15 protein-coding genes and 1 pseudogene are annotated in these 16148 nt (G+C 62.5%); 6 read left to right on the forward strand and 10 right to left on the reverse strand.

Annotated features, from left to right (window positions below; translation table 11 throughout):
- Positions 1–103: 103 nt before the first annotated feature.
- The 3 genes from ACODNG_RS09390 to ACODNG_RS09400 all read right to left on the reverse strand — a co-directional run bounded on the left by ACODNG_RS09390 (position 104) and on the right by ACODNG_RS09400 (position 2246).
- Positions 104–874, reverse strand: coding sequence for a PHP domain-containing protein (locus ACODNG_RS09390; protein WP_434521099.1), 771 nt, complete (start codon positions 872–874; stop codon positions 104–106).
- The gene (locus tag ACODNG_RS09395) at positions 874–1614 is read right to left on the reverse strand and encodes a 2-phosphosulfolactate phosphatase (RefSeq protein WP_434521100.1); all 741 of its coding nucleotides are present in this window, start codon (positions 1612–1614) and stop codon (positions 874–876) included. Before ACODNG_RS09395 ends, ACODNG_RS09390 begins: the two co-directional genes overlap by 1 nt.
- Before the next feature lie 269 nt (positions 1615–1883).
- Entirely contained in the window at positions 1884–2246 is a 363-nt protein-coding gene (locus tag ACODNG_RS09400; protein ID WP_434521101.1) for a helix-turn-helix domain-containing protein, read from the reverse strand.
- 731 nt (positions 2247–2977) lie between these two features.
- Here ACODNG_RS09400 and ACODNG_RS09405 point away from each other — a divergent pair.
- Positions 2978–3124 (forward strand): hypothetical protein, encoded by a 147-nt coding sequence (locus ACODNG_RS09405; protein ID WP_434521102.1) that lies wholly within the window; start codon positions 2978–2980, stop codon positions 3122–3124.
- Positions 3125–3320: 196 nt separating this feature from the next.
- Positions 3321–3791 carry an FKBP-type peptidyl-prolyl cis-trans isomerase gene (locus ACODNG_RS09410; RefSeq protein WP_434521103.1) on the forward strand — a complete coding sequence of 157 codons (471 nt, stop codon included), beginning with the start codon at positions 3321–3323 and terminating at the stop codon, positions 3789–3791.
- Here the strand turns inward: ACODNG_RS09410 and ACODNG_RS09415 are convergent.
- Complete coding sequence (locus ACODNG_RS09415; RefSeq protein ID WP_434521104.1) at positions 3788–4678, reverse strand: DMT family transporter; 891 nt, start codon at positions 4676–4678, stop codon at positions 3788–3790. The two genes, ACODNG_RS09410 and ACODNG_RS09415, sit on opposite strands and share 4 nt — an antisense overlap.
- Between ACODNG_RS09415 and ACODNG_RS09420 the strand changes: the two genes are divergently transcribed.
- Positions 4614–4874 (forward strand): hypothetical protein, encoded by a 261-nt coding sequence (locus tag ACODNG_RS09420; protein ID WP_434523113.1) that lies wholly within the window; start codon positions 4614–4616, stop codon positions 4872–4874. The genes ACODNG_RS09415 and ACODNG_RS09420 overlap by 65 nt on opposite strands.
- 150 nt (positions 4875–5024) lie before the next feature.
- Here the strand turns inward: ACODNG_RS09420 and ACODNG_RS09425 are convergent, their stop codons facing one another.
- On the reverse strand, positions 5025–5969 hold the full coding sequence (locus tag ACODNG_RS09425; protein ID WP_434521105.1) for a DMT family transporter: 945 nt from the start codon (positions 5967–5969) through the stop codon (positions 5025–5027).
- A 209-nt stretch (positions 5970–6178) separates the two neighbouring features.
- Between ACODNG_RS09425 and ACODNG_RS09430 the strand changes: the two genes are divergently transcribed.
- A complete protein-coding gene (locus tag ACODNG_RS09430; RefSeq protein ID WP_434521106.1) occupies positions 6179–6973 on the forward strand; it encodes a helix-turn-helix transcriptional regulator in 795 nt (264 codons plus the stop codon).
- Between the two features lie 333 nt (positions 6974–7306).
- Positions 7307–9503: pseudogene (locus ACODNG_RS09435) on the forward strand (heavy metal translocating P-type ATPase).
- A gap of 239 nt (positions 9504–9742) precedes the next feature.
- On the opposite strand, the gene ACODNG_RS09440 reads toward ACODNG_RS09435, so the two are convergent.
- Positions 9743–10558 carry a class I SAM-dependent methyltransferase gene (locus ACODNG_RS09440; RefSeq protein ID WP_434521107.1) on the reverse strand — a complete coding sequence of 272 codons (816 nt, stop codon included), beginning with the start codon at positions 10556–10558 and terminating at the stop codon, positions 9743–9745.
- A gap of 514 nt (positions 10559–11072) precedes the next feature.
- Here ACODNG_RS09440 and ACODNG_RS09445 point away from each other — a divergent pair.
- On the forward strand, positions 11073–11528 hold the full coding sequence (locus ACODNG_RS09445; protein ID WP_434521108.1) for a low molecular weight phosphatase family protein: 456 nt from the start codon (positions 11073–11075) through the stop codon (positions 11526–11528).
- Positions 11529–11890: 362 nt separating this feature from the next.
- Here ACODNG_RS09445 and ACODNG_RS09450 read toward each other — a convergent pair whose 3' ends face one another.
- Genes ACODNG_RS09450 through pstA form a run of 4 tightly spaced genes read right to left on the reverse strand, consistent with a single transcriptional unit; the run spans position 11891 to position 16145 of the window.
- A complete protein-coding gene (locus ACODNG_RS09450) occupies positions 11891–12910 on the reverse strand; it encodes an AbrB/MazE/SpoVT family DNA-binding domain-containing protein (RefSeq protein WP_434521109.1) in 1020 nt (339 codons plus the stop codon).
- A 2-nt stretch (positions 12911–12912) separates the two neighbouring features.
- Entirely contained in the window at positions 12913–13590 is a 678-nt protein-coding gene (phoU, locus tag ACODNG_RS09455) for a phosphate signaling complex protein PhoU (protein WP_434521110.1), read from the reverse strand.
- The gene (gene pstB / locus ACODNG_RS09460; RefSeq protein WP_434521111.1) at positions 13587–14510 is read right to left on the reverse strand and encodes a phosphate ABC transporter ATP-binding protein PstB; all 924 of its coding nucleotides are present in this window, start codon (positions 14508–14510) and stop codon (positions 13587–13589) included. Before pstB ends, phoU begins: the two co-directional genes overlap by 4 nt.
- Positions 14511–14516: 6 nt before the next feature.
- A complete protein-coding gene (gene pstA, locus ACODNG_RS09465; protein ID WP_434521112.1) occupies positions 14517–16145 on the reverse strand; it encodes a phosphate ABC transporter permease PstA in 1629 nt (542 codons plus the stop codon).
- Between the last annotated feature and the right edge of the window lie 3 nt (positions 16146–16148).

Genomic DNA, 16148 nt, shown 5'->3' on the forward strand with positions numbered 1-16148 from the left:
TCCGGGTTCGACGCTCGCTTGAGGTGTTCCGGATCGATCGGTGCCCGTCCACCCGTCCGTCTCATTGCTCGATAATTCACCTTCGAAGATCCGATCCAGAGGGCTACGCAAGCACCTCGTTGATCTCGACGAGTTCGATAGTCGCATCGTCAATGCTTGCTTGAAGCGCCGGAACCCGGTCGGTCAGTTCGTCGGGGCGGTGGCTGTCGCTTCCGAGGACGAACTCGACGCCGTGGTCCTCGAACCGAGAGAACATCGACGGATTCGGGTGGAGACGCCCGAGCGATCGGTTGATCCGGCCCGCGTTGACCTCTGGAACGGTCCGCGAGGCGGCCAGCGCTGTAGCGACACGGTCGTAATCGTTCGGGCGGGAGTGGCCGCGCAGCGTCTCCAGTCGCTCGGGGAGGTCGAGATGTCCGAGCACGTCGAACAATTCGGACTCTACCAGCGAAACGACGGCGTCGTAGTAGCGTTCGACCGCCGCCCGGCGGGCTTCGGCGCTCACGTCGACGTACGGTGCGTCGCTGGTGTAGTCGTACTCGCCGGCAAAATGGACGCTACCGACGGTGTAATCGAAGTCGGCGGTTCTCAAGAACTCCCGGATCGCGTCGACATCACGTTCCACGTAGCTCATCTCGGTGGCGTCGTACAGCGACACGTCAACATCCGTGCGTACTGTCTCGATGAGTTCGCGTCGACGCTCGTAGGTTTCTACGAGGTCGTATTTGCTCCGCCGACCGAACGCATCGGCGGTCACGATACAGTGGTCAGTCAATCCGATCCCGTTGAGCCCGGCGTCCTCGGCCGCCCCGACCATCGTCGAGAGATCGGAGCCGTCTGAGAAGGTCGTATGCGTGTGGATATCTGTCTGCATCAACTATCCTTGGACACGTTGTAGAGCTTCTGTCCGTCGAGTTTCGGTACGACGTCACGGCTATCCACGTCCAGCGCGTATTCGTAGAGGTCGGTTCGCTTGATTCGGGGTCTGCGTTCATATTTTGGTCCCTTTGAGAACTCGACCATCTCGAGGTAGACCGACAGTTCGCGGTCAGTCGGCGGGTCCTCGAACAGATGCCGGGCGATGAACAGGGCGCCGGCGACATCTTCCGGTGACGGTTTGCCGCCGGAGCCGGCGGCAACGAAGTACGTCTTCCCGTCCCGTTCACGGAGATGGTCGGCCAGCGCGACGCCGTTAGTCAGCCCGCCGACGTAGATATCGACGTCGTCGCTCCCGGCCAGTCGGAGATCGGTGACTGCGTTGCCGCCGTTCGTGGACGTCATCGCCGTCGGACGTCCCGCTACGTCGACGTCTTGGACGAAACTGGGGGAGTTGAAGAAATCGTAACCGGGTTCACCCTGATACTCTGGACCGGAGCCCCCGCCGATCCTCGCTCGGGGATTGTCCCGTTTGAACGCCGGTTCATCGCCCCGGTCTTCGGTTATGTGGATGTATTCAGCACCGTTGGCGAACAGTTCGGGAACGGTTGTTGAGAACTGTGCCACGTCGACAACGATGTAGTTCCCCGGGTTCGGGTCCTCTGGTATCTGTGCCCGTGCGGGGATCATTCGGTCGATAGGTAGTGACTCGGCGACCCCGTCCGTCAGTGGATTCATGTTAGCAGAACGACCCTCACAGCGCTTGAGTGTAACTAAGAGATCTATTTGTCGCTCCGGAGACCACCCTAGTAGCGGGAGGTTCTATACGCCGGATCGCCAGTTCTGTTGCCTGTGACTAACACACGCCGGGGACCGTATCACGTACCGGCGACAGCGTCCCGCTTTCCGGCGAGGACATACAGCTGGGGATTTCACCGAGACAGATCAATAACATATTTTGATAATTAAATAACCATTGGTAATTACTGGTAGCCAGCGAGTGTGCTTCAAATATTGTCGAGATACCCTCGACGCTGCTCCATTTTCTCACGTTGACTCCGCCGGTCGTAGTGTTCGTTGAGAACGCCCGGTGTCACGTTCGCCCGGTCGCAGACTCCCGTTTCGGGCACGTCACTCTTTAGTTTGATCCGGACGCGATGAACGTGGTGACGGAGCTTGGATGCGAAGAGATGGAGCCCGTTGAACTCCTCTCGAAGTTTGTATCGACTGTGTTCCTTCGTCGCCATCGCTCGATTCGTTAGCGTTCGAAGATTCCGATAGATCGTAGCGCGGGCGTGCCCGGTGCGTTCGGTGAGCTCAGCCGCGGTCCACTGTTCCTCACTACTGAGATAGTACAACACGTTCAACATCGACGACGTAAGCAGATGGGGAAGTCAACGTGTGGGTTCGATTTTGTGAGCGACTGAAACACCTCTACACACCGAGCGTCCACTGGTTTGGCAATCGTCTGGTTGCCGACCTCCTCCTTATAAACAAGATCGAGCCGTTCCAAGCTTCCGAGCGCTCGTGAGACCGTTGATTCGAGATAATCCAATTCATCAGACAGATCTTGTCTGGTCTTTGGTAAATCGAGATCGGAGAGAATCCGTAACTCTATCTCATCTATCGTGTTGTCTCATATTTGCCCATGACCTACTTAAGCACGTGAGCTATTTTGAGACAACACATAAATTATCCTACTGAATAGGAATACAAATATGGTATGTTGTACTCATAACTAGATGGAAGTTTCCTATACTATTTGACTACTGGAGATACACGGGATATTTCAGGAGGATTTAGTCTCCATATCATCTGGGGATCGCCTGAGTGGGTTGTGATGAGAGGATGTGTGAAACTCGGAGCGATATTTAAACATTGGGGCAACACCATCCTCCCAATAAAAAGGGGAGAATCTCAACTTGTGAACGGTTGATGGAAATGTGGGCCCCCTTCTCTACGAAGAACCGGTAGACAGTTCCTCAGAGGGTAGTTTCGTATTCCGCCCGGAAAGCATGATAGCCCGATTCCTCCTCTCTGTGTACATATAAGGAGTAGTCCTTGCCCCAAGAGTTTCTGTAAAATACGCAAATGTGCTGATATGCTTCCAAGCATCGCATCTGCCGCAATTGGAACCGCACTCGGTGGATTCGTCGCAAATCTGGTGTGGAAGCAGTTCAAACACACGCAAGAAGGAGATGATGAAGAAGATGAAGAACCCCGGAAAATAACCCACACAGATGTCTAGACTGCCTTCCGACAGAAACTAGACCACCGAGTCACCCAACTCGGACAACCAAGACACCTGTGAAAGAACGGGGGTTCAAGCCCTTTCCTGGAAAGTAAACTACCCCACCCTACTCGCTCGCTCCTTGAGGTCGGAGGCTCCAGCTTGTATTATGCTGAATGCCACAGCCTTTCCGTGTGGCACGTCTTGTGTGCGTATGTCGATAACTACTGGCGATTCTGTGACGCTTGAGTACACTGGCAAACTAGGCGATGGGACCGTGTTCGACACCTCCAAGGAGTCAGTCGCCGAGGAAGCCGGCCTTGCCGAAGCGCAGCCCGACCGCGAGTATACACCGCTGACGGTCGAAATCGGTGGCGGACAAGTGATCGAGGGGATGGAGGAAGGGCTACTCGGATTGGAAGCTGGCGAGACAGAGACGCTGACCATCCCGCCGGAGAAGGCCTACGGGCAGCCCAGCGAGGAGAATATTGAGGAGTTTGAGACTGAAGAGCTCCGAGAGATGCTCGGTGGACAGCTCCCTGAGGAGGGAGCCTATCTTGAAGCCCAAGACGGCAGCCAAGGCGAAATCATCCACGTCGACGAGGATGTCATCCGCGCGGATTTCAACCCGCCGCTTGCCGGGGAGACGCTGACGTTCGATGTCGAAATCATCGAGACCAACTAAGTCCCACGGAGCGCCCGCCACTTCGCGGCGACGAACCCCGAGAGGATGAACACGAATCCGACGACAGTTGCGGGCGTCACTTCCTGCCCGAGCACGATCCAGCCCGCCAGCGCCGCGAACACGGGAATCACGTACTCGATGAAGCTCATCTCGATGGGACCCAGATCCTCGAGGAGCGTGAAGTACAGCAGGAAGCCGCCGACGCCGGCGACCGCGGAGAGGTACGCGAGTGCGCCGAGCGCGGACGGCGTCCACGTGGCGGTCGCGAACGACTGGCCAGGGAGGACGAGCACGGCGGCGTGAAGGACGACCGCCCCGACGGCCATCATCCACGCCTGCGTGGAGAGGAACGGCATCGACGGCGAGCGGCTGTGGGTGACGACTGCGGCGACGGCGAACGCGAGCGCGGCGGCGAGCACGAGCGCGACACCGAAGACGCTGTCCGCGAGGTTTGCCGGGTCGGGGTTGGCGATGATGACAACGCCGACGAACCCAAGGGAGACGCCGAGCGCGGTGGCGGCGGTGAACTCCTCGTCGGTGGCGACGAGCCGCGTGAGCGCGGGTGTCACCACGGGAACGAGACCCAACAGCACTGCGGCGACACCGCCCGTGACGTACTGCTGGCCGGCGAAGAGAAACGCGTGATGGGCGCCGATGATGAGCGCGCCACCGACGAGCACGTAGACGTAGTCATCCCGAGTCCGGGGGCGGATGTCCACGCCGGCGACGAGCACGGCGGCGAACAGCAGCGCGGCAGCGACGTCAAAGCGCACGGCGGCGAACGGGACCGCGGGGAGGTTTACGAGCCCGACGTCCGTCGCCATGAACGCCGTCCCCCACACTGCACACAACAACAAAAAGCGGCCGGCCGTCCGGGAGCGACTCATTCACGCGGAGGTCGCCGCCAACGACGAAAGATGCGTCGAACCGCGTTCGCTATGCGTCTTCGAGAGCGTCGTAGATGTCCCGGTTCGTATCGCGGTCGTCCGCCGTGACCCGCCGAACCAGTTCCCGCCGGATGTCCTCCATCTCGTCGTCAAGCGGGGAGGTCGTTTCTGCGCCTTCTTCGGTGGCTATGCCTGAACAGACGCTTCGCAGGCCGGTAATCGTTCGAGTCCGTCGAATCGCCGGTCAACTGATCGAGCCCGTACCGGACAACACCGGCGGGAGTGTCGGGGTACTCCGCGACGACGTCGTCTTCGTGTAGCTGTTGCCATCGATGAGAGAAACCGGTCAAGCGGATCTATCCTCGACGAACCGTTTCGGGGCCACCGAGCGGATGATCGTCGATACCCGAACAGAGAGACCACTGACAAGCAGGAAGCCAACGAAAATCACGCCGAATCCTGCGAGCGACAGCACGGAGAGGGTCTCTCCGAGCAGCGCCCATCCGCCCACTGCGGATACGATCGGCACGAAGTAGAACAACAGGTTCGCTCGGGTCGCATCGGTCTCGTCGATTAACGCAAAGTACGCGAGGTACGCGATAGCGCCCGAAAACACACCGACGTACAGTAACGCGGCGACCGCGACAGGCGGCACCGAGAGCGAGGCCACAGACTCACCAGCGCCGACACTGAGGACGTGCGAGAGGACAGCAGCCAGCGGAACCCCCCAGACGGTGCGGGCGGTACTCGACAACGTCGCATCGGCACGGCGAATCGCCACCGCACCGAACGCACTCGTCACCGCGGCCGCAAAGAGGAGCGGGACGCCCAACCCACCACCGAGTATCGCCGACGGCGACGGATTCGCCACAAGGATGACACCGAGCAGTCCAACCCCCATCCCGACGACGGCGCGGCGGGAGAGTCGACTATTCGTAAGCAGGAGACCGGCAAACACCGGTGTCAAGATCGGATTCAGGCTGAAGATGACGGCTGCCACTCCGCTCGTCACGTACTGTTGGCCGACGAATAGCAGCGCGTTCGTCAGTCCGATCACCAGCCCGCCGGTCGCGAGGATTCCGGCGACGTCGCCGACGGTCCGCGGACGGAGTTCCGCACGCGAGAGGTGCGTCATCGCGAACACGACGAGGACGACGGCCCCGATATCGAATCGAACGGCGACGAAGAACAGCGGTGGCAGGTGTGCGAGGCCGGTCTTCGCCGCAACGAACGTCCCGCCGAACAACAGCGCAGAGACGACAAACAGCAAAGCAGACCGTCGAGTGAACACGTTACCGTAACACCTCAGTCTTACTGTCACGCGAACGGACAATTGGAGGCAGCATCTCAGTCACAATTCAACGAAAGTCACCCAGACATATAACGAAACTCAGAAAATATTCGGCGTTGAGAAACGTTCGCCCATAGTGACAGCATTTCATGACGTGAAACTCACGCGGGGAGCGAAGCCGGTTTATCCGCGAGGGGATAGAACCGTGTATGGAGGCGCCGCTCGAAGAGATCGAGTTTCTCGCCCGCTCGAGTAACCGCGTTGAGGTACTCCAGCTGCTGGCGACCCGGCCCCATACTCGAGGAGAACTCGCGGCGACGACCGGGGCGTCACAGGCGACGCTCGGTCGCATCCTCGAAGACTTCGCTGAGCGGTCGTGGGTCACGCGGGAGGGAGGGAAACACGTCGCAACCGCTACGGGGGAGCTGGTGGCAGACGGGATCGACGACCTCGTCGCCGTACTGGAGACTGAGGGCAAACTCCGTGATGTGGTCGCGTATCTTCCCACGGCAGAATTCGGATTCGACCTCCGTCATCTCGCCGACGCGACGGTCACAGTACCGAGTCGGACTCGACCAAGCGCGCCCCTTCAGCGCGTTCTTGAGGGCATGGACGGTGCGAGGACCGTGCGTGCGGTCTCGCATACGCTAAACGAGCAGAGCCTCGCGACAGCCCATAGTGGGGTCACCGGAGGCCACCAAACATTCGAGGCCGTGCTCTCGTCAAGCACGCTCGAGGCCCTCGCAGCCGAGGATCAGCTTTGGGCGCAGGTGCGAGCGCTCGCCGCCCACGACGACGCAGCGATTCGAGTCGCCGACGGGAACGTACCGCTTTCAGTCACGATCGCCGACAACACGGTGTACCTACTCGTTCGCGACGAGGGTGGGATCCTCCGCGCGGCGATCCACACCGACGACTCGGCGGTTCGCGACTGGGCCGCAGAGACGTTTTCGGACTACTGGGAGCACGCGACGCCATTTGATCCGACGCTCTTCGAGGAGTGATCTATCGGCGATCCGGTCTACAGCTCAGAGATTACCCTCGGTCAGCACGGGCCGGCGAGTCACCGTCGGGTTCACCCATGAACCCGGCGCACAGCGACGTGACGCACGGTAGCCGGCTGAGCATCCAAAGCGCGACCGGTCACCCCAGACCGTGATTACGAGGGTCGACGCCACGTTCGCCCCAGACCGTGATTGCGAGGGCCGACGCCACGTTCGCCCCAGACCGTGATTACGAGGGCCGACGCCACGTTCGCCCACAGCAAGTGTGCTGTACAGTTTCAGGGGCGAAGATTCAGGGGGTCGGCTGCTCCACCTCTACAGAGAATCTGAGCTATGGACGACCACAAAGATACAACTGAAAATCCCCCGGGAGGGGAACACCAGCAGGACGACAGCAGCCACCAGCACGAGCACGCTGGACACGAGGGCGAAGGACACGACCACGGTTCACACGAGGGCCACGGTGAGGGGCATGGCGGGATGCCACGAGGGCCACGAGCAGATGTTCCGCCGGCGCTTCTTCGTCTCGACCCTTTTGTCGATCCCCGTCCTCCTGTACAGCGAAACGCTGCAAGAGTGGATCGGGTTCTCTGTCCCCTCGTTCCCGGGTAGCGAGTGGATCAACCCCGTCTTCGCGGTCATCGTCTTCGCGTACGGTGGGGTTCCGTTCCTCAAGATGGCGGTCCCGGAGCTGAAAGACCGTGCGCCGGGGATGATGACGCTGATCTCGATGGCAATCTCCGTCGCGTTCGTCTACAGTCTCGCGAGCGTGATCTTCCCCACGCAGTCGGCGTTCTTCTGGGAGCTCGTCACGCTGATCGACATCATGCTGTTGGGCCACTGGATCGAGATGCGGTCCGTACGCCGGGCCTCGAGCGCGGTGGACGAACTGGCGAAACTGATGCCCGATACCGCCGAGCGCATCACAGAGGACGGTGACAGCGCGGGACGGAGTCCCGCGGGCAACCGGACGCAGTCCGGTGACACCGAGGAGGTTCCGGTGAGTGAACTCTCCGAGGGCGACCTCGTACTCGTCCGGCCGGGTGCGAGCGTGCCCGCCGACGGCATCGTCGAGGAGGGTGATTCGGACGTCAACGAGTCGATGATCACGGGCGAGTCGAAACCGGTCTCGAAAGACCCCGGCGACGAGGTCATCGGCGGGACCATCAACGGCGACGGCAGCCTCCGCGTCCGCGTCGGGGCGACGGGCGAGGAGACGACGCTCGCGGGCATCATGCGGCTCGTCGAGGAGGCCCAGCAGAGCAAATCAAAAACACAGGTGCTGGCCGACCGCGCGGCCGGCTGGTTGTTCTACGTCGCGCTCGGGGCGGCAGTCCTGACAGCCGTCGCGTGGACGCTCGCGGTCTCGTTCGACGCGACCGTCATCGAGCGCGTCGTGACGGTCCTCGTCATTGCCTGCCCGCACGCCCTCGGGCTCGCCATCCCCCTCGTGGTCGCGATCAACACGTCGCTGGCGGCTCGAAACGGGATGCTCGTCCGCGACCGCATCGCGATGGAAGAGGCGCGAAATCTGGACGCCATCATCTTCGACAAGACGGGGACGCTCACCGAAGGCGAACACGGCGTCGTCGACATGGCAACCGTCGAGGGCGTGGAGGAAGTCGACGCTCTCGCGCTGGCGGCAGCCGTCGAGAGCGACTCCGAACACATGATCGCGCGAGCCATCCGCGAGGCCGCCGCCGAGCAGGATCTCACCGCGCCTGACGCGACCGACTTCGAGGCGATCAAAGGCCGAGGAGTTCGCGCGAACGTCGGCGGAAACGAGGTGTACGTCGGCGGGCCGAACCTGTTGACCCAACTCGATAGCGAGATACCCGACCATCTCCAGCGCTTTGCTGACGAGGCGGGACAGAACGCCCAGACGGTGGTGTATCTCGTTCGCGACGGAGAGTTGATCGCCGCGTTCGCGATGGCTGACGTAATCCGTGCGGAGAGTTTCCGTGTCGTCGACACCCTCCACGATCTGGGCATCGAGGTGGCAATGCTGACTGGCGACTCCCAAGACGTTGCTAACGCCGTCGCGGACGAACTGGGCATCGACACGGTGTTCGCGGAGATCCTCCCCGAGGACAAAGACGAGAAAGTTCAGGAGCTTCAGGACCAGGGCAAGCTCGTGGGGATGGTCGGCGACGGCGTCAACGACGCACCGGCGCTGACCCGGGCTGACGTTGGCATCGCGATCGGAAGCGGCACCGACGTCGCGGTCCAGTCGGCCGACGTCATCCTCGTCCAGAACAACCCGCTGGATGTGGCCCGACTCGTGAAGCTCAGCACGGCGAGCTACCGGAAGATGCAGGAGAACATCGTCTGGGCGGCCGGCTACAACGTCTTCGCGATTCCGCTTGCAGCAGGCGTGTTGGCACCGATCGGAATTCTGCTGTCCCCGGCTGTGGGTGCGCTTCTGATGTCGTTGAGTACCGTAATCGTCGCGATCAACGCACAGCTACTCCGCCGCGTGGACCTGTCCATCCCCGAGCTTCCAGGCGGGGCACCAGCTACGGAGGTATAGCCCGCTGACTGAGGCCGTTTGGCTACTATAATTTTTATGACACTCCTCGGTTCGTCGTGATGGGACGCCTCTCGAATGGGCGCTCTCAGGCTGCTCGGTAGTTCGCTGGACCGATATCACCTTCCTCCTCCCCGAACGGGTGTCCGAGGAACTGCCCGTCGCCGAGTTCGACTATCGGATCTTAGCTTGTCTCGCCAGGCAAGCAAGGCGCGTGTCGCGGAGTTGGCTCCCGAGTCCGTTCACGTGTCGTCAGAGCGACGTGTGCCCTTCACGGTTACAAGGAGCGGGAGATCGACATCGGATTCAAATCGCCAGGTTCCGTCCGCGTCTTGAACCATCTCTGGCGCGCGCTGAATCACCGAAAACGGATGCTCGTGGACGAATTCGAGGTCGATACCCGCCTCGATGAGCGCAGTCAGGATTTCACCCAGTCCGTGCGTCCACTTGTGCGGTGGCTCATCCGACGACGTGGCCGGCGTCTCAGTCGAAAAGTACGGGTTCTCGATTGTAATCGGGTCGTCGTCAGCACCAAGATCATCCGAGAGCGCCGTCGCGATCGGGTGGTGTTCCGCCAGGTAGAAGACGCCGCCCGGCTTCAACAGCGCAGCGACGACCGACGCCCACTCGTCGATATCCGGCAGCCAACAGAGGACGCCGAAGTTCGTGACGACGACGTCGTAGCGCTCGTCGTGGGCGGTCGGCAGATCGAGGACGTTCGCTTGGATGAACTCCGCGCGGTCCGCCAGCCCGGCTTCAGCGGCGAGTTCTCGTGCGACAGCGACGGATTCGGCGGAGATATCGACGCCGGTCACTGTTGCTCCCTCCCGGGCCCACGAGAGCGTTCGGACGCCGAGATGTGACTGTAAATCGAGGAGTGATTTTCCCTCCACGGCGCCCAACTCGTCACGCTGGACCGGGAGCAACGCCGAGTCGCCGTTCAAGAACGCCTCAACGGAGTCAGCAGACTCGATGTCTGGGTGATCTGCTACCATCTGCTCCCAGTGTGTGCGATTTGCCGCGACATACGCGTCCTGCGGGGACTCCGGGTTTGCCATCAGCCCGTCCTGTGTGAGAACCGCCTGATATACTTTCTGACCGTTCAGGTTCACCACCCGAGCAACCGAGATAGGAATCTACTGCTCTGCTGAATCCGCAGAGTGCGACGGGATAGTGTCGCTCGAAAGGAGGAAGCGAAGCGGAAGAGCCGAATGTGTCCAACCTACTCTTCTGCTTCGTTAAGTAACCATGTCGCTGGCTCAAAAGCGCCGTGCCGCCAGTCCAACGGCGGTGAGTGATCCGACTGGCCACGAATTTCCCGGCTGGAAGCATGTCACAGCTGGCTCGGACAGCATTTCCCGCTCCCTCAACGCTGTACCGGTCGTTTGAGAGGGTGCCCATGTCGGTATGGCGCAGATTCCTTCGGGAGTCCACAAACAGGGATGTCACGCAGGCGACGACACCCGGCATCGGGCTAGTTCGCCGGAATCGCTTCTTCGCTCTATACCGCTCTATAGCGTTATATCTCGGTTTCGAGTAACGACTATACTGCTGCCGCGCGCATCCCGAACTGTGAGCCACCACACCGGTAAGTCGACCCACCGAGTCGCGTTCGTCTGTGTACAAAACGCGGGACGGAGCCAGATGGCGGCAGCGTTCGCGGAGCGCGAACGAGACCGCCGCGAGGCGGGCGATCGGATCGAGATCATCACCGGTGGGACGCGACCCGCCGACCGCGTTCACGACAGCGTCGTTGAGGCGATGAGTGAGCGAGATATCGACCTCAGTGACCGAACGCCGCGAGAGGTGACGCCCGAGGAGCTACAGGCGGTCGATCTCGTCGTCACGATGGGCTGTTCGGCGTCGGACGTCTGCCCGGCGACGTGGAACGGCGAGAGCCGCGACTGGGGGCTCGACGACCCGCACGAGTGTCCAATCGAGGAGGTCCGCGAGATCTGCGACGAAATCGAGAGACGGGTCATCGAGCTATTCGACGAACTGCTGTCGGAGACGGCGTCCGTGGAGTGAAACGGGCAGGAGAGTATCGGCTGCCGATTGGCTAATGGTTGACGCTATCATGCTCGATCGACGGCGATCACCGACAGCGACCGTCTAGTGGCAGCGTCGCCGCGAGCGTGGCAGGGAGAGGACCGATGGACACGGCAGAGAGCGGACGTCGGATCACTACCGATCAGAAGCGAAAATCGTGACCGAAGCGGAGTCCAATGACAGCTCGGCGAATATCCACGGAGTGTTCCTCAAGAGGGCGACCGACATCATCGCCGATGATCGAGTGGGCTCCAATGAGGCGCTCGACGCGATTGAATCGCCAGCCGCGTGCGACAAGTTCCTCCCCGAACAGCCGCTGAACGTCCGGGTAGTCTGGAGAGTCAGAAATCGATATTTTCGGTGCGAATCGCAGCCATCGCGGCGGTGTCGGCCACAGATCGACCGGAATCGGCCGCTCGTCGCAGATGAGAGAGTGCGGTCGACAGTCCGACCGCCGTGGACACCGACCACGAGAGCGTACCGTCGTACAGCCGTCCTTCGATCACCTCGATGTCTTTGATGACATCTTCGTGTCGGCCCCGCGCCTGTCTCGCCGTCGTCAGGTCGCCGTCAAGGATAGCGGTTACCGCGTCATCGATGGCGCCCGCAACGTCGTCGGCCACGGTACACAGGTCTTTGGCCACGTCATCTGGAACCGGCTCGGGCAGTTTCTCCCCGGTGTCTGCGATCCGAGTCGCCTGGTCTATGACGGTTTCGAGACCGTTTCCGGCCTCGTAGTAGGCGAACAGTTCCGGCCGAGAGACGTCCAGCGCGTCGAGCTCGGCGTGAGAGATCAGCGACCGCGAGAAGTGCCGCGTGACCATTTGCACGGAGCGGCGCGCTTCGTCAGCACGGTCACGAATTCTCGCGTCTGTGTCAACTGCGTCGATAAACGCCTCGGTCGCGTCGCGGAGGAGCGAGACGACCGTGTACTGGAGCTGTACGATCGACTGACGCACGGAGACGGATGAGGCGTCTAGGAGATGTCTGATCGTGATTTCGTCGTCCGACTCACTGAGAACGTTCGTCCCGACCAGACCCCGAACCGCTGACCGGACGGCCTTGCGCTCCGCGTCGGAAAACGCACCCGCCCGACGCAGCCGTATTGTCTCGAACCCGACCGCGTGAGCCGTTCGAACCGCGCGCCGGACCGCCTCGGGACCAACGTCACCGATGTCGATCGTCGCGGCGTCCAGCGAGTCGACATCCGTGTCCGAGGATCGAATGAGGATCGATCCGTCACGATGCGTGTACAGCTGTAGCTCCATCCCGACCTCGAAGCCGTGGCTCGTGGCCCACTCCTTCGGAATCGAGACGGTGAAGGTACCGCCGCCGACCTCCTGTAGTTTCCTCGTCTCCATGGTCAGTAGATCAGTTTCGGGTCGCCGTCGTCCATGTACAGCGTCCGCGCGGCGATGTTGACGGCGTGATCGCCGACCCGCTCCAGATCGCGGATCGTGAGCAGCAGCCGCGACACGTCGTCGAGCAGCCGCTCGATCTCCCAGCGGTCGGACTCGCCGGCGATCAGTTCGCGAACGACGGCCTCGCTGGCGTTCTGACACGAGGCGTCGAGCTCGTCGTCGCGCTCGGCGATCGCTCGACACGCCGCGGAGTCGGCGTCGACGTAGGCGTCGAGCGCCTCCCGGACCTGTCCGCGGGCCGTCTCACCGATCGTCTGAATCTGGACCTCCACGATTTCGTCCGAGCTACCGGCGAGCGCGTACCGGGCGAGGTTCGTCGCGAGGTCGCCGATCCGCTCTAAGTCCGTGAGGATCTTGAACGACGCGGCGACGAATCGGAGGTCCGAGGCGACGGGCTGTTGGAGCGCGATCAGGTCGATACAGTCGCTTTCGAGGTCGAGGTACCGCTGGTTGATCCGTTCGTCGCCGTCGATCACCTCGCGGGCCAGTTCGTGGTCGTCGCGTTCGAGCGCGTCGAGCGCCCGGGAGAGCTGATCGAGCACCGCCGTCCCCATCGACTCGACCTCGGACCGCAGCTCGGCCAGCGACTCGCGGTACTCTTTGCGGGGCACGGCGATCACCCGAACTTCCCGCTGATGTAATCCTCGACGCGCTCGCTGTTCGGGTCCTCGAACACCTGATCAGTTTCGCCGTACTCGACGAGTTCGCCGCCGGTGAGGAAGACCGCGGTCTGGTCGGAGATGCGCGCGGCCTGTTCCATGTTGTGCGTGACGATGACGACCGTGTACTCCTCGGAGAGGTCCTCTATCAGGTCCTCGATCTTCGCGGTGGCGATCGGGTCGAGCGCCGACGCGGGCTCGTCCATGAGGATGATCTCCGGGTCGACGGAGAGGCAGCGAGCGATGCAGAGCCGCTGCTGTTGTCCCCCGGAGAGACCGAGCGCGTTGTCGTCGAGCCGGTCGTTCACCTCGTCCCAAAGCGCCGCGTCGCGGAGACAGCGTTCGACGAGCCGATCGCGCTCTTCGTCGTCGCTCCTGTTCAACAGCCGAGCGAGCAGGCCCGTGTCGATGTCCCCGTGTTTCTCCGGGCCGTACGCGATGTTCTGTCGGATCGACTTGGGGAAGGGGTTCGGCGACTGGAACACCATTCCGACCCGCTTCCGGAGTTCGACGAGGTTGACGCCGTCCTGGTAGATGTCCTGGCCGTCGAAGCGGACCGTGCCGTCGATCTTCGCGGAGCTGATCCGGTCGTTCATCCGGTTGAGGCTCCGGAGGTACGTCGACTTCCCGCAGCCGGAGGGACCGATCAGCGCGGTGACGCTCTGTTCGGGGATCTCCATCGAGACGTCTTTCAGGGCGTGGTCGTCGCCGTAGTAGACGTCGAGGTTCTCGACGGTCATCTTGGCTTCGCCCTCGAACTCGTACTCTCGCCACTCGTCTCGCGTCTGCTCGACGCTTTCGCCGGTGGTCGTCGTGAGTGGCTGGTCGGTGCCTGTCGTCGCGGTGTCCGTCTGGGTCTGTGGGTTTTGGTTCTCGCTCATTTTTGATCAGGTGTGGCGGAGCCGGCGGCGGAAGTAGTAGCGCGTTGCGATCCCGATCGCGTAAAACGACAGGACGATGATCAGGAGGATCAGTGCGGTCGCCCACCGAAACTCGTCCGCGTTGCCAACGTTGCTGCTGGCGCCCACGCCGGCCGAAATGAGGGCGTACAGTTGGTAGGGTAGCGCCGACGTCGCCTCCAGGAGCGCCGGGTTCGCGACGAACGGGGGCGCCGACGTGAACTGGAAGCTGCCGAGGACGTCGACCGTCTGCGAGCCGGGGACGAACGTCCCGCCGGCCATCGTCAGCAGGATCGGGGCCGTCTCGCCCGCGATGCGGCCCACGCCGAGGATGACGCCGGTGACGACGCCCGGGAGCGCCGCCGGCAGGACGACGCTCCGGATCGTCTGCCACTTCGTGACGCCGAGCGCGGCGCTGGCGTCGCGGTATTCGTCCGGGACCGAGAGCATCGCCTCGCGCGACGTGATCACCACGAGCGGTAGCAGCATGAAGCCGAGCGTGATCATCCCGGAGAGCAGCGACTTCCCGTTGCCGAACCGCGGAATGAGGAAGGCGAACCCGAACAGCCCGAAGACGATGCTCGGGGTGCTCCACAGCCCGTTGGTGGCGACCTCGACGACCTGCGTGAACCGGCCGCGCTCGGCGTACTCGGTGAGGAAGACCGCCGCGCCGACCCCGAGCGGAACCGCCAGCAGGACGGCCCCGATCACGAGCCAGATCGTGCCGACGATGGCGGGCAGCACGCCTTGGAAGTCGTTGAAGAGGGCGACCCCGTTCATCACGAACGGAACGGAGACCGGGAGCGTGACCGACACGCCGAGGATCGTCGCCTGCGGTCCGGTGCCGAAGCCGAACTCGGCGCCGTTGAGCAGGCCGGGGACCCCCTGGACGACCACGAAGGCGACGAGGATGAAGAGGAAGGCGACGATGGAGAGCGCGTTCAGGTAGACGAGCACGTACGCGCCCATGTGACGGCCGCGAGCGCCGAAGCCGCCGTACGCCTTCGCCGACGCCCACCCGCCGTACAGCGCGCTGAACAGCGTCGCCGTCGGGACGAGGAACCCGGCGGTGATCGACGCCTGCTGCGCCCAGTCGAGCCGCCACACCCACTCCGGGCCGATGACGCCCGTCAGGAAGACCAGTCCTATCAGCGCGAGGAGACTCCCGAGGGGAAGCGTCGACCCGACGTCTTCGCGCGGGAGGACGGTGACCGCGAAGGCGGTGCCGCCGGCGACGACGGCGCCGATCACGCCGATCGTCGGGCCGAGGTCGAGCGTCTCACTCACCACGCCGCCGCCGATTACGACCCACGGGATCGCGGCGCCGAACCCGGCGACGAGACCGGCGCTCGGGTCGGGGTCCGTCTGGACGTAGCCGAACCGCGACCCGACGCCGAAGGCGATCACCGCGACGCCCAGCGCGGTCAGCAGGCCGCCGAGCAGCGTCAGGGTCTGTACCCTGGCGACCGTTCCGCTGAGGCTGATCCGTCCGAACATCGCCGTGATGGCGAGGACGAACAGGACCGCCGAGATCACGACGGCGACCCCGGCGACGGCGTCCGTCTCGGTCGTCTCCTCTTCGATCAGCTCCCCGCCAGTCTGGCTCGCACCGGCCATCAG

It is taken from the genome of Halorubrum sp. AS12, assembly GCF_051122765.1.
GTDB classification, from domain to species: domain Archaea; phylum Halobacteriota; class Halobacteria; order Halobacteriales; family Haloferacaceae; genus Halorubrum; species Halorubrum trapanicum.